The sequence below is a fragment of the Schumannella sp. GW821-FHT10F01 genome (assembly GCF_058809295.1).
The window spans coordinates 47,203-65,314 of the sequence record NZ_JBXASM010000016.1 but is presented as its reverse complement, the minus strand read 5'-3'; the positions used below and the strand labels follow the sequence as shown (position 1 = coordinate 65,314).

The window sequence follows — 18,112 nt, the reverse complement described above, 5'->3', positions numbered from 1 at the left end:
ACGCCGGCGACCGCCCGCGGCGCGACGCCGGCGACCGCGACGACCGCCCCCGCCGCACGTTCGGCGACCGCGACCGGACCGAGCGCCCGCGCCGCGAGTACTCGGACGACCGTCCGCGCCGCGACTTCCCCGGCGACCGCCGCGACCACGGCGACCACCCGCGCGCCGAGCGCGTCCGCCGCGACCACGACGTCCGCTCCACGGAGCGCCGCGAGCGCGGCCGCGAGGAGCGCCAGGACCGCGGGTTCCGGTCGGATCGCCCCGAGCGCGACCGCGCCGAGCGCCCCGCCTTCCAGGACGACGTCGTGCTCGAGCGCCTGCAGGCGCAGGCCATCGACGCCGACACCGCCGCCGGCGCGTCGTTCGCCGACCTCGGCCTCGGCCAGAACATCGTCACCGCGCTCGCCGAGCTCGGCGCCGCCAGCCCGTTCCCGATCCAGGCCGGCACCATCCCCGAGGTGCTCGCCGGCCGCGACGTGCTCGGCCGCGGCCGCACCGGCTCCGGCAAGACCATCGCCTTCGGCGCCCCGGTCGTGGAGCGGCTCCTGCAGCTGCGCGCCGGCCTCTCGTCGACCGAGCGCCGTCGTCCGGGCCGCGCGCCCCGCGCGCTGATCCTCGCGCCGACCCGCGAGCTCGCGCTGCAGATCGACCGCACCGTGCAGCCGATCGCGCAGAGCGTCGGCCTCTTCACCACGCAGCTGTACGGCGGCGTGCCCTACGCCCGCCAGTACGGCGCGCTGAGCCGCGGCGTCGACATCATCATCGGCACCCCGGGCCGCGTCGGCGACCTGGTCAGCCAGGGCCGCCTCGACCTCTCCGAGATCGTCGTGACGGTGCTCGACGAGGCCGACCACATGTGCGACCTCGGCTTCCTCGAGCCGGTGCGCGACCTGCTGCACCGCACGCCGGAGGGCAGCCAGCGGCTGCTCTTCTCGGCCACGCTCGACCAGGCCGTGGCGTCGCTCGTCGACGAGTTCCTCACCGAGCCGAGCGTGTACGAGGTGGCCGGCGAGGACCAGTCCGCGTCGACCATCGAGCACCGCGTGTTCGTGCTCGACCAGCGCGACAAGCTCGACGTGCTCTCCGAGCTCGCCGAGGGCCCCGGCTCGAAGCTCGTCTTCGTGCGCACCCGCGCGTTCGCGGAGGACGTGGTCGACCTGCTCGAGGACAACGGCGTGCGCGCCGTCGCCCTCCACGGCGACCTCAACCAGTCGCGCCGCACGCGCAACCTGGAGCGGTTCACGAGCGGGAAGGCCCGCGTGCTGGTGGCGACGGACGTCGCCGCGCGCGGCATCCATGTCGACGACGTGGCCCTCGTCATCCAGGCCGACGCACCCGACGAGTACAAGACGTACCTCCACCGCTCCGGCCGCACCGGCCGCGCGGGCAAGGAGGGCGTCGTCGTGACGCTCGCGCCGCGCAACCGCCGCCGTCGCACGGAGGACCTCCTGCGCCGCGCCGAGATCGAGGCCGAGTGGACCGACGTGCGTCCGGGCGACGCCGCGGTCGAGGACCTGGCGGCCCGCGCGAACGCGTAGCCCGATCCCGAATCCCGCCGATGCGCAGCATCGCTGCGAGTGCGCCGGTAGATACCGGCGCATTCGTGCCGATGCTGCGCATCGGTCGTCTCACACACCCGCCCGCGGCCGCGGATAGCGTGATCGGATGCGCATCCGCACCTTCGACGCCGCCGACACGGACGCCGTGGTCGCCCTCTGGGAGACCTGCGGCCTGACCCGCCCGTGGAACGACCCGCGGCGCGACATCGAGCGCAAGCTCCGCGTGCAGCCCGAGCTGTTCCTCGTCGGCGAGCGCGACGGCCGGGTCGTCGCCAGCGCCATGGGCGGCTACGACGGCCACCGCGGCTGGGTGTACTACCTCGCGGTCGACCCCGCGGAGCGCGGCGGCGGCGCCGGCCGCGCCCTCATGGCCGAGCTGGAGCGCCTGCTGCTCGAGCTCGGCTGCCCGAAACTGAACCTGCTCGTCCGCGAGGACAACGCGGCCGCGCTCGGCTTCTACGACCGGCTCGGCTACGGGCGCGACGCGGCGGCGAGCCTCGGCAAGCGGCTCATCCCCGATGTCTGAGGTCCTCGTCTGACGGTCGACGTCTGAGGTCCGCCGCCGCGGCACCGCGATCCGGGTAGCGTGCCCGCATGGCCGCAACCGGATCGCCGCCGGCGCTCGTGCTCATGGTGGGCCTGCCCGGCTCCGGCAAGACGACTCGGGCGCGACGGATCGCGGCCGAGCTCGGCGCGCTCCGCCTGACCCCGGACGAGTGGATGCTGCCGCTCTTCGGCACCGCGACGCCCGACGAGCCCTTCGCCGAGTCGCCGGCGGGGCGCGGCGCCGGGGCCGCCGCCGACCCGCGCGGTCCCCGTCCCGGCGGCCGCCGCGACGTGCTGGAGGGGCGGCTCGTGACGATCGGCCTCCGCGCGCTCGACCTCGGCACGTCCGCGGTCATCGACTTCGGGCTGTGGGGCCGTGACGAGCGCGCCGCGCTGCACGCGATCGCCCGGGCCCGCGGCGCCCGCTGCGTCACCGACTACGCGGAGGTGCCGGCCGGGGTGCAGCGGCAGCGGATCGCCGACCGCCACCGCGAGCAGCCGGAGGCGTACGAGCCGCTCACCGCCGACGACCTCGACGCCTGGCGCGGGCTGTTCGAGGTGCCCGACGCCGACGAGCTGGCCGGCGTCACGCCCGCGGCGCCGCCGGCGGCCTGGCAGAGCTGGGCGGAGTGGGCCGAATGGCGCTGGCCGTCCCTCCGGGTCGCCGCGCCGGCCTGATCGGGCCGCCGGGGCGACTCACCACCGCACGCCGTCCCCGCCGCCCGCGGCGCGGGCCGCGACATCCGCCCGCAGCTCCGCCACGAACGGGCTGTCCTCGCCGAGCGCGTCGCCGGCCGCGGCCAGCGCCCGCTCGCTCGCGGAGACCTGGGCGCGCGCCACCGTCTCGGTGACGAGCCGTGAGAGCTCGTCCGCCGAGAGCTCGAGCGCGTCGTCGGAGAGCCGGATGTCGGTGACCGCTGCGGACGGCGCCGCGGTCACCTCCACCTCGCCGCGCGGCGACCGGGCGGTCGCCGAGGTGGCGGAGATCTCGGCGGCGAGCGCCTCGATCCGGGTGCGGCGGGCATCCGCGGCCGCGATCTGGGCGGCCACCGTGGCGCGCACCTCCTCGGGGCTGCCGTACCGGTCGGTCATGCTCGTCCTCTCCTCGCGATCCGCTACTGCTCGAGCACGTCGACGACGGTCGACATCCGCTGCTCGAACGACGTGCGCGGCCGGTTGGGGCTGCCGGTGTCGAAGCCGAGCTCGGCCGCCGGCGTGAGCACGTCGAGGCCCTTCCCGTCCGACTGCGGGCCCTGGTAGACGTGCACGCTGAGGTTGCGGATGCCGTCGGGGTCGGTCGCGTCGACCGTCGTCTGCAGGATGCCGCGCAGCAGCTCCGTCGACACCGTGTCGCCGTCGATCGAGATCGTGAGGGCGAGGTCGTCGCCGAAGCCGGTCTTCGCGACCTCGGCGAGCACGCCGGTGAGACCGAGGTCCGACGACTGCAGGGCGGCCGTCACGTCGCGCTCGATGCTCGACCCGCCACCTCCTCCGCCGCTCCCGCCCGGGAAGCAGGCGGTCAGCACGAGCGCGACGGCGCCGGCGACCGCGGCGAGGATCGGGATGCGCCGGGCGCGGCTCGGCCGCCGTCCGCTCGCTCCGATGCGGCTCGCTCGAGTCCGGCGCGCGCCGGGCCTGGTCGGTCGTCGCATCATCGGGGGGCCTCCAGCGGGGCGGTCACTCGTTCCAGCGGTACACCTGATGATCCACCACGTCGCCGCCGAACAGCGCCATGAGGTCGGACGCCTCCTGGGGATTCGCGGCCGCCCAGGCGTCCACCGAGCTCGAGTAGAGCTGGTTGTCATGCGGCTGGCCGGTCCCGGCCGGCACGGGCAGGTGCGCGGTCGTCCAGCTGCCGTTCGTGCCGCTGGGCCGGTTCGCCGCGTCGAGCTGCGGCACGACGTCGCCGTCGTGCTCGAAGCTGACGACCCGCACCGACGAGGGGATGTCGAAGCGGTCGATCGGCGATCCGTTCGTGACGATGCCGATGGTGTTGTACAGCGTCGGGTGGGAGGCGAGCGAGGCCGCCATGATGCCGCCCTGGCTGAAGCCGGTGTAGACCACATCCGATCCCGGCGGCACGCCCGCGTCCGACATCGCCTGCAGCACCGCGCGCTCGTACTGGGTGCGCAGCGCCGGGGTGTTCATCACCATGAGCGCCACGTTCGAGTCGAGGTCGTTCGTCGCGGGATCGTCGCCGAGCGTGTTGCCGTAGTCGCCGCCCATCGGCCCCTTCAGCAGACCCCAGTCCTGGGTCGACGGCAGCGAGACGACGTAGTGGAAGCCCTGCTCCGAGTCGTCCGCGACCTTCTTGATGTCGATGACGGACTGGTCCGCGCCGCCCATCTTGTCGGTCCGTCCGTTCTGGTCGACGAGGTCGGACAGCGTGCCGAGATGGCCCGCCGACCCCGACTCCTCCCAGGCCGAGAGCACGGATCCGGGCGGCAGGTCGGCGGGATCGAGCTCGGTCACGCGCGGATCCTTCGCGAGGATGTCGGACAGCCCGCCGCCGAGCACCCCGACGAGCAGGCCGCCGCCGACCGTGCCGGCCGCGGAGCCGAGGAGGCCGCCGAGCGGCCCGCCGAGCAGCGTGCCGACGACCGTGCCGGCCACCCCGCCCTGGATCGCGCCGACGATCGGCGCCGCCATCCTGATCAGCTCGCCGACGAGCGCCCGCAGCTCGAGCAGGGCCTTGGCGAGCAGCGGCTGCAGCGCCCGGATCAGCTCGACGAGCTGCTGGAACGCCTGCGTCATCCGCTCGATGAGCTGCCCGATGAGGTGGATGAAGTCGCCGGCCCGCGAGGCCAGCTCGCGGAGGTCGTCGATCTTGTCGAACGGGTTGAGCGAGAAGCCGAAGAGGTCGGCGATGAGCCCGGCGAGCTCCGCCAGCGCGCCGATCACCGCATCGTGCACGGCCGTGACGATGGTCGAGGCGAGCCGCAGCGCGGCGGCGGTCGCGGTCGTCCACTCGACGGCGTCCTGCAGCGTGGTGGAGATGTCGTCGAGGCGCTGCCGGAGGGCGCGCGCGGTGCGGCCCTGCTGGTCGTGCACGAGCGTCCCCACGTTCACCACCTCCTCGCGGAGGGAGTCGAGCTCGGAGGCCGCGGTCGTCCAGGTCGCCGCGAACGAGGCGACCTGCTCCTTGTCGCCGGTGAGGTCGTCCATCCAGTCCTGCAGCGGCGAGACGTACTCGAGCGCCCAGCTGACGATGCGCACGACGCCGCCCCCGGGCTGCGCGAACGGCACGTGGAAGGCGCCGGCGCCGCCGGGCGCCCAGGAGCCGGAGGACAGCTGCGACGCGATGCCCGCGGCCGCGCCGCCGGTCGTCAGGGTGGCGCTCATTCGAACCGCCGCGCCTCGGGCAGGTCCATCGACCGCTGGATGGCCTCGAGGTCGCCGATGTGCTGCTGCTCGGCCGCCTCGAAGTCGTCGGCGGCTGCGGCCGTGGCGAGCGAGACGGCGCCGGTGAGCTCGCCCGTCGTCTGCACGACCTCCGTCGCGGTCGAGACCAGGCCGGCGATCGGGGGCACCATCCAGGCGTTCATGAGGCCGAAGGCGCGCCCGGTGACGGGGTTCGCGCCGAGGTCGGCGCCGACGCCCCGCACGTCGCCCGCGAGGTCGGCGAGCCGCTTCGCCGCGCTCTGCCACACCTCGCCGTCGATGTGGATCTCGGTGCCGGCCGGCCCGCCGTCGCTCATCGGTCCCCCTCGATCCGCTCCGGATGCTCGTCCCGAGCGTAGGGGAAACCTCATGTTCAGGGCAACGGCTGTCGGATGCGCCTCAGCCGGAGCGCCCCGCCTTCCAGTAACCGCAGAACGTCACGCCGGTCTTCTGCACGCCGCGCTCGGCGACGAGCCAGCGGCGGACGCCGGTCGCGAGCGCCGACTCGCCGGCCGCGAACGCGCGCGGCGTGCCGGCCGGCCACGGCAGCTGCCGCGCGTGCTCGAGCGCGAGGCCGCCGACGGCGACGCCCGCGGGCCGCACGACCCAGTGCACCTCGACGTCCTCCGGCGCCCCGGTCTCCTGCGCGTCGGCGAGATCCGGCAGCTCGATCACGGCCGCCCCGCGGGTCGTGCGCGGCAGGTCGCGCAGGATGCCGGCGATCGCGGGCAGCGCGGTCTCGTCGCCGACGAGCAGCACCCAGTCGGCGTCGGGGTCGTGCCGGTAGCCGCAGCCCTGGTCGAGCATCGCGAGCGGCGCGCCCGGCTCGGCGGCGACGGCCCACGGGCCGGCGACGCCGCCGTCGCCGTGCACCACGAAGTCGATGTCGGCCTCGAGCGCATCCGCGTCGAACGAGCGGATCGTGTAGTTGCGGATCACCGGGCGCTGGGCCGCGGGCAGTGTGCGCCATCGCAGGTAGCCGCGCACGTCGAGCCGGTCGCCGAGCCCCTCGACGCGGTCGCGCCCTGCGGGCGGCAGGGCCAGGCGCACCCACTGGTCGAATCCGCGGAACTCGAGCCGGCGCAGGTCGTCGCCGCCGACGGTCACGCGCACGAGGTGCGGCGAGATGCGGGCGGTGCGCGCGACCTCCGCGTGCATGAGCCCGCTGGCGGCGTGGGCGACGGCGATGTTCGAGGTGGCCATGTAGGTGAGGCTAACCTAACTCGTGCTTCCTATCGACCGCTCGTGAACACTGGATGACGACCCGCGGCGCGCTCTTCCCCCCGGCCCCGGTCTTCCCTATGCTCCCCCTCGGCGGACCCCCCATCCGGGGGTAGACCCGAACGCCACCCTCGACCACCCCGAACAACGGAGAACGAGTTGGCCCAGCAGCGCTCTGCCCCGTCCGCATCGACCGAGGAGGGGACCGGACGCCGCGGCGCCCGCCGCTCCGCGCTCGCGATCCTCGCCGCCGGCGCGCTCGCCGTCGCCCCCCTCGCCGCGACGACCGCGGCGCAGGCGGCCGACCTCACGCCGATCGCGTCCGTGCAGGGCACGACCGGCACGAGCCCGCTGGTCGGCCAGACCGTCAGCGTGCAGGGCGTCGTCGTCGGCGCCTACGACTCGGTGAGCGGCTACAGCGGCTACTACGTGCAGACGCAGGGCTCGGGCGGCGCGGCCGACGCGACGCCGGGCGCCTCCGACGGCCTCTTCGTCTACACCGGCAGCACCGCCCAGACCGCCGTCGTCGGCGACCTGGTCACCGCCACCGGCTCGGTCTCGGAGTTCAAGCCCGGCGGCGCGAGCGACACCGGCACGCTGACGGAGATCTCCGCGAACACCGCCGGCGCCGTCACGGTCGTCCAGGCCCAGGCGGGCCTGCCCGCCGTCACGCCGTTGCCCGACACCGTCGTCGGCGCCGCGCGCGAGGCCTACGAGGGCATGCTCGTGCAGCCGACCGGGAGCTACGTGCTCGGCTCGAGCCACCAGCTCTACAACTTCGGCACGCTCTGGCTCAACGCCGGCGGACCCGCGGTGCAGGCCACCGAGAAGTACGACGCCGGCACGCCGGCGGCGGTCGCGCTGGCCGCGGAGAACACGGCGAAGCGCATCCTGCTCGACGACGGCTACAGCATCCAGGTCACGAACGCGAAGCACCCCGGCACGCAGCCGTACTTCACGAAGGACGCCGTCGTGCGCAACGGCGACGTGCTCGTGCCGTCCGCGAAGCCGGTCATCCTGAGCTGGGGCTTCTCCGACTGGCGCCTGCAGCCGCAGGTGCCGATCACCGACGCCAGCGCGGCGGACTACAAGCCGACCTGGACGACCGAGAACCCGCGCCCGGCCGCGCCGCCGGCCGTGGGCGGCGACCTCCGGATCGCGTCGTTCAACGTCGAGAACTACTTCACCGACTTCGGCGGCCTGAGCCGGGGCGCGGAGACCCCCGAGCTGCTCGCAGTGCAGCAGGGCAAGATCGTCGCCGCGGTGAACAAGCTCGACGCGAGCGTCGTCTCGCTCGAGGAGATCGAGAACTCGTCGCACTTCGGGCACGAGACGGATGCCAGCCTCGCGATCCTCGTCGACGCGCTCAACGCGGGCGCGGGCTCGGACGTCTGGGGCTACGTCGCCTCCCCGGCAGCCCTCGCGGCCGCCACGACCGACGTCATCAAGGTCGCGCTGATCTACAAGAAGGCCGACGTGACGCCGGTCGGCGACGCGCTCGCGGACTCGAGCGCCGCGTGGGCCAACGCCCGGCTGCCGATCGCGCAGACGTTCGACGTCGGCGCCGGCCGCCTGATCACGGTCGTCGCGAACCACCTCAAGTCGAAGTCGCCGCCGTCGGGCGCCGGCGCGGAGCCGGCCGACGGCCAGGGCTTCTTCAACGCCGACCGCCTCGCGCAGGCGCAGGCGCTGCAGGCCTTCGTCGGCGGCATCCAGGCGGATCCCGCGAAGAGCCAGGACGTCATCCTGCTCGGCGACTTCAACGCCTACTCGCAGGAGGACCCGATCCAGTCGCTCACTGCGGCGGGCTGGACCGACCTGCTCGCGGCGAAGGCGCCCGGCCAGTACACGTACTCGTTCAACGGCCAGATCGGCTCGCTCGACCACGCCCTCGCCTCCCCGTCGCTCGCGAAGAGCGTCACCGGCGTCGGCGAGTGGGGCATCAACGCGGCCGAGTGGAGCGACCGCGGCTACGAGTTCGGGGCGACCGAGCCCGGCGCCCCGTGGCGCGCGAGCGACCACGACCCGATCGTCGTCGGCCTGACGCGCGCCGCGCCGCCGGTCGACATCGACGTGCTCACGTTCAACGACTTCCATGGGCGCCTCGAGGCATCCGGGGCGTCGGCCGGCGCCGCCGTGCTCGGCGGGCTGTTCGACCAGTACCGCGCCGCCAATCCGAACACGATCGTGGTGAGCGCGGGCGACAACGTCGGCGCCTCCACGTTCACCTCGTTCGTGCAGAACGACCAGCCGACCATCGACGCGCTCAACGCGGCCGGGGTCGACGTGTCGGCGCTCGGCAACCACGAGTTCGACCAGGGGCGCGCGGATGTCGACGGCCGGCTGGCCGAGGCGTTCGGCTTCCCGCTGATCAGCGCCAACCTCTACGAGAAGGGCACGTCCGACCCGGCGTACGACCCGTACTTCGTGAAGCAGGTCGACGGCGTTCGCGTCGGGTTCATCGGCGCCACCACCGAGGACCTGCCCACGCTCGTCTCGCCGGCCGGCATCGCCACGCTCGACGTGAAGCCGATCGTGTCGTCGGTGACGAAGGTCGCCGACCAGCTGCGCGACGGCGACGAGTCGAACGGCGAGGCCGACATCGTCATCCTCATCCAGCACGAGGGACCGGAGTCCGGCGACCTCTCGGCGGCCGAGGGTGACAGCGTGTTCGGCAAGATCGTGGCGGGCGTCGGCGACGACGTCGACGCGATCGTCGCCGGTCACACCCACCAGCTGTTCGACCACGACGTGCCGGTCGGCACGTCGGGCCGCACGATCCCGGTGGTCGAGGCCGCGAAGTACGGCGAGGCCTACGGCCACCTGGCCATCACGGCCGACCCGGTGACGCACGAGCTGCTCTCCATCGACGGCGAGGTGAAGCCGCTCGTCGGCGCCGCCGCGCCCGACCCGGAGATCGCGCAGATCGTCGCGGATGCCGTGGCCGTGGCGAAGGTCAAGGGATCGGTCTCGCTCGGCTCCATCTCCGCGGACATCACCCGCGCGCGCAAGGCGGACGGCAGCGAGAACCGCGGCGGGGAGTCGACCCTGTCGAACCTCATCGCCGACGTCCAGCTCGACGCCGTGCAGGATCGCGGCGCCCAGGTCGCCATCATGAACCCCGGCGGCGTGCGCACCGACCTGCTCTACGCCTCCAGCGGCGCGGGAGATCCGGACGGCAACGTGACGTACGCCGAGGCCGCCTCGGTGCAGCCGTTCTCGAACACGCTCGTGACGACCGACATCACCGGCGCGCAGCTGAAGACCGTGCTCGAGCAGCAGTGGCAGCCGGGATCGTCGCGGCCCTACCTCAAGCTCGGGCTGTCGAAGGGGCTCACGTACACCTACGACCCCGCGGCGGCGACCGGCTCGCACATCGGCCAGCTCTTCCTCGACGGGCAGCCGCTCGCGCCCACGGCGAGCGTCAAGGTCGTGACGAACTCGTTCCTCGCCTCCGGCGGCGACGGCTTCGCGGAGCTGGCGAAGGGCACCGGCACGGCCGACACCGGCCTCGTCGACCTGGCCGTGTTCGTGAACTGGTTCCAGGCGCAGACCGGCCCGGTCGCACCGGACACCGCCCAGCGATCGATCGGCGTCACGCTGACCCCGCCGGCCTCGGCCGACGGCTACGCGGCCGGCGAGCAGCTCACGCTCGGCCTCTCGTCGATGCTGTTCACGTACGGCGGCCCGACGAGCGGCGACGCGGCGGTCTCGATCGGCGGCGCCGCGCTCGGCAGCACCCCGCTGTCGTACACGGTCGCCGCGAGCGAGGGCGACGAGCAGGGCGCCGGCAGCCTCACGGTGACGCTGCCGTCCGACCTCGCGGCCGGACCGCAGACGCTGACGATCACCGGACCGGGTGGCACCAGCATCCCGGTGCAGATCACCGTCGCGGAGTCGGCCTCGACCGAGCCGGTGGCGACGACGATCAGCGGCCGCGGCAGCACGATCCTCTCGTTCGGCGGCAAGAACGTGCGCTACACGGCGACGGTCCGGGCCGAGGACGGCAGTGCGCCGGTGGGCGTCGTCGACGTCTACGACAACGGGCGGAAGGTCGCGACGGCCGACCTCGCGGCCTCCGCGAACGGGAAGGTCACCGTGACCCTGCCGAAGCTCCGGTTCGGCGTGCACGTGCTCAGCTCGCGGTTCTCCGGCGACGGCTTCGAGCCCTCGAGCGGCGGCCGCTGGGCGCTGTTCGTGCTGTGATGACGACCACGGCTCCCGCTCGGGCTCGACCCTGTCGACAGCCCGAGCGGGGGTCGGGGGAGTCGCATACCCTGCCAGGGTGACCACGGATCGGATGGCTGAGCCCGTCGAAGCCCGTCGCCCGTCCGGCTCCGCCCCGCTCGATCTGCTGCGCCGGGTCTTCGGCTACGAGGAGTTCCGCGGCCAGCAGGCGCAGATCATCGACCGGCTGGTCCGGGGCGAGGACGCGCTCGTGCTCATGCCGACGGGCGGCGGCAAGTCGATCTGCTATCAGATCCCCGCGCTCGTGCGGCCGGGCACCGGCGTCGTCGTGTCGCCGCTCATCGCGCTCATGCAGGACCAGGTCGACGCGCTCTCGGCCGTCGGCGTGCGGGCCGCCTTCCTCAACTCCACCCAGGACGCGGAGGCGCGGCGCCTCGTCGAGCAGCAGCTCGTCGCCGGCGAGCTCGACCTCGTCTACCTCGCGCCCGAGCGGCTGCGGCTCGACTCGACGCTCGCGCTCCTCGACCGCGCGCGGATCAGCCTGTTCGCCATCGACGAGGCCCACTGCGTCTCGCAGTGGGGCCACGACTTCCGTCCCGACTACCTCGGGCTCTCCGTCCTCCACGAGCGCTGGCCCGACGTGCCGCGCGTCGCCCTCACCGCCACGGCGACGGAGACCACCCGCCGCGAGATCGCCCAGCGCCTCGACCTCGGCCGCGCCGAGTGGTTCGTGGCCAGCTTCGACCGGCCGAACATCCAGTACCGCATCGAGCCGAAGGCCTCGCCGCAGGGCCAGCTCGTCAAGCTGATCCAGACCGAGCACCCCGGCGACGCCGGCATCGTCTACTGCCTGTCGCGCGCCTCGGTCGAGAAGACGGCCGACGCGCTGGTGGCCCACGGCATCCCGGCACTGCCGTATCACGCCGGGCTCGACGCCGAGGTGCGGCGCCGCAACCAGTCGCGCTTCCTCCGCGAGGACGGCATCGTGATGGTCGCCACGATCGCGTTCGGCATGGGCATCGACAAGCCGGATGTCCGCTTCGTCGCGCATCTCGACCTGCCGAAGAGCGTCGAGGGCTACTACCAGGAGACGGGCCGCGCGGGCCGCGACGGCCAGCCCTCCACCGCCTGGCTCGCCTACGGCCTGCAGGACGTCGTGCAGCAGCGCCGCATGATCGACGAGGGCGAGGGCGACGTCGCCCACAAGCGCCGGTCGTCGCAGCACCTCGACGCCATGCTCGCGCTGTGCGAGACGGTCGAGTGCCGCCGCGTGCAGCTGCTCGGGTACTTCGGGGAGCAGACCGGCCCCTGCGGCAACTGCGACACCTGCCTCGCGCCGCCGGAGTCGTGGGACGGCACCGTGCCCGCCCAGAAGCTGCTCTCCACGATCGTCCGGCTGCAGCGGGAGCGGAACCAGCGCTTCGGCGCCGGGCAGATCATCGACATCCTCCTCGGCCGCGACACCGAGCGGATCCGCCAGCAGCGCCACGATGAGCTGCGCACCTACGGCATCGGCACGGAGCTCTCCGACCAGGAGTGGCGCGGGGTCGTGCGACAGCTGCTGGCCCAGGGCGTGCTGGCGGTGCAGGGCGAGTACGGCACGCTCGGCATCACCGACTCGGCGGCGCCGGTGCTCGACGGGTCCCGTCCGGTGCGCCTGCGCCGCGAGACCGCGCGCCCGACCCGCGCCGCGAAGACCCGCGCCGGTGCCGAGCTGCCGGACGACGCGCAGCCGCTGTTCGAGCGGCTCCGCGCCTGGCGCAGCGGCGTCGCCCGCGACCAGGGTGTGCCCGCCTACGTCGTCTTCGGCGACGCGACGCTCCGCGGTGTGGCCGTCTCGCGGCCGGCCTCCCTCGGCGAGCTCGCCGGCATCAGCGGCGTCGGCGAGAAGAAGCTCGAGGCGTACGGTGCCGCGCTGCTCGACGTGGTCGCGGGCACCTCGCCCACCAGCTGATCGTCCACCCGGACGGCTGAGCCTGCCGAAGCCCCCACCCATCCGGATGGCTGAGCCTGTCGAAGCCTCCGCCGACTCGGATGGCTGGGCCCCACCCGGATGGCTGAGCCTATCGAACCCCCATTGCCCCACGGCGCCCCGAGGTCTACCGTGACGCGCATCCGGGCCGCCGACGCCCGGACAGGAGGCACGAATGCCGTTCCGCACGCCGAGCACCGCGCCCGGCTCCCTCACCCTGACCGACGGCGGCCTCGAGACCGACCTGATCTTCCACGACGGGCTCGACCTGCCGCTGTTCGCGAGCTTCCCGCTCCTCGACGATCCGGACGGACGGGCGGCCCTCGCCGTGTACTACCGGCGCGCGATCCGGACCGCCTGGGAGGCGGGTGCGCCGTTCAGCCTCGACACCGTGACGTGGCGCTCGAATCCGGACTGGGCGGCCCGGCTCGGCTACGAGGGCGAGGAGCGCGACCGCATCGATCGCGATGCCGTCGCCTTCGCACTCGCCCTCCGCGACACCGTGCTCGACGAGGGCGTCGGCATCCCGATCCTGGTGTGCGGCGTCATCGGCCCGCGCGACGACGGCTACGACCCGTCCGCGGTGATGGAGCCGGAGGAGGCGCGCGCGTACCACCACCGCCAGGTCGCGGTGCTGGCCGCCGCAGGCGTCGACTACGTCGCCGCGCTCACCATGACCACGGTCGGCGAGGCGGCGGGCATCGCGCTCGCGGCGCGGGACGTCGGCGTGCCCGCGGTCATCTCGTTCACGGTCGAGACCGACGGGTCGCTGCCCGGCGGGGTGACGCTGCGCGACGCCGTCGAGTCGGTGGACGCCGCGACCGGCGGCTCGCCCGCCTACTTCGGCGTGAACTGCGCCCACCCGAGCCACCTCCCGGACGACCTCGACCGCGCCTGGGCGCGCCGGATCGGCGCCTTCCGCGCGAACGCCTCACGGCAGAGCCACGCCGAGCTCGACGCGTCCGAGGTGCTCGACGACGGCGACCCGGCGGAGCTCGGCGCCGAGATGGCCGCCCTCCGCTCACAGCTCCCGCAGCTCGTCGTGCTCGGCGGATGCTGCGGTACGGACGACCGCCACATCCGCGCGATCGCGTCCGCTGCCGCGCCGGCCGCCTGACTCCGGCGCGCATCGGCCCGACGCATTCCGTTTTCGGAATAGACCGTTCCCGCAACCCGTCCCGTCGTGGGAGGCTGGACCCGATGCTCGCCTCCGCCGCTCGTCACGTCGTCGCCCCACTCGCCCGCGCGGTCTTCCGGCCTCGGGTGCGCGGCCGCCGCAACGTGCCGCGGCACGGCGGCGTCATCCTCGCCAGCAACCACCGCTCGTTCGTCGACAGCGTCGTGATCACGCTCGTGGCGCCGCGCCAGGTGTCGTTCCTGGCGAAGTCCGACTACTTCACCGGCCGCGGCCTCAAGGGCGCGGCGAGCCGGGCGTTCTTCACGGGCGTCGGCGCCGTGCCGGTCGAGCGCGGGGCGGGTGCGGCGGCCCAGGCGGCACTCGACACCGGCCTCGAGGTGCTGGCCCGCGGCGATGCATTCGCGATCTACCCGGAGGGCACGCGGTCCCTCGACGGACGCCTGTACCGCGGCCGCACCGGCGTCGCCTGGCTCGCGCTCACCGCGGGCGTCCCGGTCGTGCCGGTGGGGCTCGTCGGCACCGAGCGGCTGCAGCCGGTGGGGTCGAACCGGGTGCGCCCGGTGCGCGTCGACGTCCGCTTCGGCCGGCCGATGGACCTGTCGCGATTCGGCACCGCGGAGTCCGGCCGCGCCCGCCGGCTCGCGACGGACGCGATCATGGCCGAGATCCAGAAGCTCACGGGGCAGCCGGTCGCGGGCGCCTACAACGAGCCGCCGCCGGCCACGGTCGCCGAGCGGGTCACCCGGGTGCTCCGTCGCGAGCGCTTCTGACCCGCCGCCGAGCCGTTCTGCAGGAGTTCCGGCCGCGCTCCACACGGATCCGCGCCGCCGGGTCCTGCAGAACGGATTCCTCCTGCGGAACGCACGGCGGCGCTAGCCTCGGCGCATGACGTTCGATCCGAACTCCGACATCTCGAAGGGCCGGGTCAGCCGACGCGGACGGAACGCCGGCATCGGGATCGGCGTCGGCGGCGGCGGGCTCGCCATCGTCGTCCTGCTCATCTCGGCGTTCACCGGCGTCGACCTCACCGGGCTGCTCGGCGGCACGGGGGGCGGCGGCTCTGCCTCGCAGGACGACACCGCGCTGAGCTGCACCGCCGAGCAGGCCAACGCCGACATCGACTGCCGAGTGCAGGGCGCCGCCGCGTCGCTGAAGGAGTACTGGGCCGGTCAGGTGGAGGGCGCCACCGACCCGCAGATCATCATCTTCGACCAGCAGACGAGCACCGGATGCGGCAGCGCGACCTCCGCCGTCGGCCCGTTCTACTGCCCGGCCGACCAGCAGATCTACCTCGACACCTCGTTCTGGGACACGCTGCGCGACCAGTTCGGCGCGACCGCCGGGCCGCTCGCCCAGATCTACGTGGTCGGGCACGAGTGGGGCCACCACATCCAGAACATCACCGGGCAGACGAAGGGGCTCGACCTCCAGACGACCGGCCCCGCGTCGGACAGCGTCCGCCTCGAGCTGCAGGCGGACTGCTACGCCGGCGCCTGGATCGGCGCGGCCTCCCGCGGCGACGCCCGCTACCTGGAGCCGCCGACGCAGGCGCAGATCGCGGACGCGCTGGATGCGGCCTCGGCCGTCGGCGACGACAGCATCCAGGAGAAGACGCAGGGCCAGGCGCAGCCGGAGACGTGGACGCACGGCTCGAGCGCCGCGCGCCAGAAGTGGTTCGAGACCGGCTTCTCGGGCTCGCCGACCTCCTGCGACACCTTCTCGGTGAGCGCCGCGCAGCTCGGGGACTGAGCGGGGCGCACCACCGCGCGGGCCGCCGTCCGCCCGCCCGCGCGGACCCGCCCGAGGCGTCCGAACCTCCAAGCGACCTGCGTGTGCTTTGTAGGTCGCGGACAGCCGTCGATCGGACGTCACGACGCCGTTTCGTGTGCCTCCACGAGGAATCGCGCCGCGCTCGCGCCCCGGACGTACCGTGTCGGCGAAGCGCACCGCAGCGCCCGTCTCCCCCTCGACCCCAGAGGATCAGCCATGTCGCACGTTCTCGACGAACCCGCCACCGAGGCCCTCCCGGCCGCGCCCGCATCCGGCCCCGCCGACGCCGTCCGCATCGACGTGGCGGCGCTCGGCGAGCAGCTGCTCGGCCGGTGGGCGGATGACCGCCGCGCGGCTCGCTCGCAGCTGAAGACCGAGCACTACCACGGCATCCCGGGCCAGACGATGGCGGAGCACCGCGAGCACACGCTCGCGTCGCTGCACCGGCTCGTCGCCGACAAAGCCGTGCACCGCGCCTTCCCGAAGCGGCTCGGCGGCGAGGACAACCACGGCGGCAACATCGCCGCGTTCGAGGAGCTGCTGCTCGCCGACCCGTCCCTCCAGATCAAGGCGGGCGTGCAGTGGGGCCTGTTCGGCGCCGCGATCCTGCACCTCGGCACCGAGCGCCACCACGACGCGTACCTGCCCTCGGCCATGTCGCTCGAGGTGCCGGGCGCGTTCGCGATGACCGAGACCGGGCACGGATCGGATGTCGCCAGCATCGGCACGACGGCGACCTACGACCCGGAGACCGAGGAGTTCGTCGTCCAGACCCCGTTCCGCGCTGCGTGGAAGGACTACCTCGGCAACGCCGCGAAGGACGGCCGCGCGGCCGTGCTGTTCGCGAAGCTCATCACGAAGGGCGTCGACCACGGCGTGCACGCGTTCTACGTGCCGATCCGCGACGCCGACGGCGCCTTCCTGCCCGGCATCGGCGGCGAGGACGACGGCCTCAAGGGCGGGCTCAACGGCATCGACAACGGCCGCCTGCACTTCGACGGCGTGCGCGTGCCCCGGCTCGACCTGCTCGACCGCTACGGCCAGGTCGCGGCGGACGGCACCTACAGCTCGCCCATCGCGAGCCCCGGCCGGCGCTTCTTCACCATGCTCGGCACGCTCGTGCAGGGCCGCGTCTCCCTCGACGGCTCGTCGACGCTCGCCGCCAAGGTCGCCCTGACGATCGCGATCCGCTACGCCTCCGAGCGCCGCCAGTTCGCGGCGGGCACCGGCGAGGGCGAGGTCGTGCTGCTCGACTACCAGCGCCACCAGCGCCGGCTCCTGCCGCGACTCGCGCAGACCTATGCGATGTCGTTCGCGCACGAGCGGCTGCTCGAGAAGTTCGACGGGGTCTTCTCAGGGGAGTCTGACACCGACGACGACCGGCAGGACCTGGAGACCCTCGCCGCGGCCCTCAAGCCGCTGAGCACCTGGGCGGGTCTCGACATCCTGCAGGAGTGCCGCGAGGCCTGCGGCGGCGCCGGCTTCCTCGCCGAGAACCGCTTCACGCAGCTGCGCGCCGACCTCGACGTCTACGCGACCTTCGAGGGCGACAACAACGTGCTGCTCCAGCTCGTCGCGAAGCGACTCCTCGGCGACTACGCCCGCAAGCTGTCGAAGGCGGATGCCGCCGACATCGCGCAGTTCCTCGCGGGCCAGGTCGGCGATGCCGCGCTCAACCGCTCCGGCCTGCGCAGGATGGCGCAGTCGGTGAAGGACTTCGGCTCGACCGCCCGCTCCGTCGGGTTCGTGCGCGACGAGGCCTCGCAGCGTCAGCTGCTCACCGACCGGGTGCACACCATGGTCGCCGAGGTGGCCGGGCGCCTCCGCGGGGCGACGAAGCTGTCGGCGGATGCCGCGGCCGAGCTGTTCAATGCGAACCAGGATGAGCTCATCCAGGCCGCCGCGGCGCACGCAGAGCTGCTGCAGTGGGAGTCGTTCACGGACGCCATCGCCGGCATCCAGGACCCCGGCACCCGCCGCGTGATGGTGTGGGTGCGCGACCTGTTCGGGTTCACCACGATCGAGCGGCACCTCGCCTGGTACCTCATGCGCGGCCGCCTGTCGGCCTTCCGCGCGCAGGCGATCACCGACTACATCGACGACCGGCTGCTGCCGCGGCTGCGTCCGCACGCCCTCGACCTCGTCGCCGCGTTCGGGCTCGAGCCGGAGCACCTCCGGGCGAGCATCTCGAGCGGCGCGGAGGCGGTCCGCCAGGACGAGGCACGGGACTACTACCGCGAGCTCGCCGCGAGCGGCCGCGCCCCGGAGGCCGAGAAGAGCCCGAAGAAGCGCTAGCGCGGCAGGCGCCCCGCCCGCCCCGGCGCTCGAGGCGTGCCG

Annotated in this window: 14 protein-coding genes; 9 read left to right on the top strand and 5 right to left on the bottom strand. The window is 73.7% G+C overall.

Features of this window, described 5'->3' with window-relative positions:
* The 3 genes from AC1RSJ_RS15325 to AC1RSJ_RS15315 all read left to right on the top strand — a co-directional run.
* Positions 1-1,538: DEAD/DEAH box helicase (locus AC1RSJ_RS15325; RefSeq protein WP_493119307.1), on the top strand; the 1,538-nt coding region annotated here is incomplete at its 5' end.
* Positions 1,539-1,665: 127 nt separating this feature from the next.
* Positions 1,666-2,085, top strand: a complete 420-nt coding sequence (locus AC1RSJ_RS15320) for a GNAT family acetyltransferase (RefSeq protein WP_493119306.1) — start codon at positions 1,666-1,668, stop codon at positions 2,083-2,085.
* A gap of 68 nt (positions 2,086-2,153) precedes the next feature.
* Positions 2,154-2,783 (top strand): P-loop nucleotide/nucleoside kinase family protein, encoded by a 630-nt coding sequence (locus AC1RSJ_RS15315; RefSeq protein ID WP_493119305.1) that lies wholly within the window; start codon positions 2,154-2,156, stop codon positions 2,781-2,783.
* A gap of 18 nt (positions 2,784-2,801) precedes the next feature.
* Here AC1RSJ_RS15315 and AC1RSJ_RS15310 read toward each other — a convergent pair whose 3' ends face one another.
* The 5 genes from AC1RSJ_RS15310 to AC1RSJ_RS15290 form a co-directional block, all read right to left on the bottom strand.
* Complete coding sequence (locus tag AC1RSJ_RS15310; RefSeq protein WP_493119304.1) at positions 2,802-3,197, bottom strand: YbaB/EbfC family nucleoid-associated protein; 396 nt, start codon at positions 3,195-3,197, stop codon at positions 2,802-2,804.
* 23 nt (positions 3,198-3,220) lie between these two features.
* Positions 3,221-3,760 (bottom strand): hypothetical protein, encoded by a 540-nt coding sequence (locus AC1RSJ_RS15305; RefSeq protein WP_493119303.1) that lies wholly within the window; start codon positions 3,758-3,760, stop codon positions 3,221-3,223.
* A 22-nt stretch (positions 3,761-3,782) separates the two neighbouring features.
* Entirely contained in the window at positions 3,783-5,447 is a 1,665-nt protein-coding gene (locus tag AC1RSJ_RS15300; RefSeq protein WP_493119302.1) for a hypothetical protein, read from the bottom strand.
* The gene (locus AC1RSJ_RS15295) at positions 5,444-5,803 is read right to left on the bottom strand and encodes a hypothetical protein (protein WP_493119301.1); all 360 of its coding nucleotides are present in this window, start codon (positions 5,801-5,803) and stop codon (positions 5,444-5,446) included. Before AC1RSJ_RS15295 ends, AC1RSJ_RS15300 begins: the two co-directional genes overlap by 4 nt.
* Before the next feature lie 82 nt (positions 5,804-5,885).
* Positions 5,886-6,689, bottom strand: a complete 804-nt coding sequence (locus AC1RSJ_RS15290) for a siderophore-interacting protein (RefSeq protein ID WP_493119299.1) — start codon at positions 6,687-6,689, stop codon at positions 5,886-5,888.
* Between the two features lie 177 nt (positions 6,690-6,866).
* Here AC1RSJ_RS15290 and AC1RSJ_RS15285 point away from each other — a divergent pair, with 177 nt between their 5' ends.
* The 6 genes from AC1RSJ_RS15285 to AC1RSJ_RS15260 all read left to right on the top strand — a co-directional run bounded on the left by AC1RSJ_RS15285 (position 6,867) and on the right by AC1RSJ_RS15260 (position 18,070).
* On the top strand, positions 6,867-10,913 hold the full coding sequence (locus AC1RSJ_RS15285) for an ExeM/NucH family extracellular endonuclease (protein ID WP_493119297.1): 4,047 nt from the start codon (positions 6,867-6,869) through the stop codon (positions 10,911-10,913).
* A gap of 94 nt (positions 10,914-11,007) precedes the next feature.
* Positions 11,008-12,849, top strand: a complete 1,842-nt coding sequence (gene recQ / locus AC1RSJ_RS15280) for a DNA helicase RecQ (RefSeq protein ID WP_493119310.1) — start codon at positions 11,008-11,010, stop codon at positions 12,847-12,849.
* Positions 12,850-13,042: 193 nt separating this feature from the next.
* Entirely contained in the window at positions 13,043-13,984 is a 942-nt protein-coding gene (locus AC1RSJ_RS15275) for a homocysteine S-methyltransferase family protein (RefSeq protein WP_493119296.1), read from the top strand.
* An 83-nt stretch (positions 13,985-14,067) separates the two neighbouring features.
* Positions 14,068-14,775: a lysophospholipid acyltransferase family protein gene (locus tag AC1RSJ_RS15270; RefSeq protein ID WP_493119294.1), complete on the top strand. Its 708-nt coding sequence runs from the start codon at positions 14,068-14,070 to the stop codon at positions 14,773-14,775.
* A 115-nt stretch (positions 14,776-14,890) separates the two neighbouring features.
* The gene (gene ypfJ, locus AC1RSJ_RS15265) at positions 14,891-15,754 is read left to right on the top strand and encodes a KPN_02809 family neutral zinc metallopeptidase (protein ID WP_493119293.1); all 864 of its coding nucleotides are present in this window, start codon (positions 14,891-14,893) and stop codon (positions 15,752-15,754) included.
* 237 nt (positions 15,755-15,991) lie between these two features.
* Positions 15,992-18,070: an acyl-CoA dehydrogenase family protein gene (locus AC1RSJ_RS15260; RefSeq protein WP_493119292.1), complete on the top strand. Its 2,079-nt coding sequence runs from the start codon at positions 15,992-15,994 to the stop codon at positions 18,068-18,070.
* Positions 18,071-18,112: the final 42 nt, after the last annotated feature.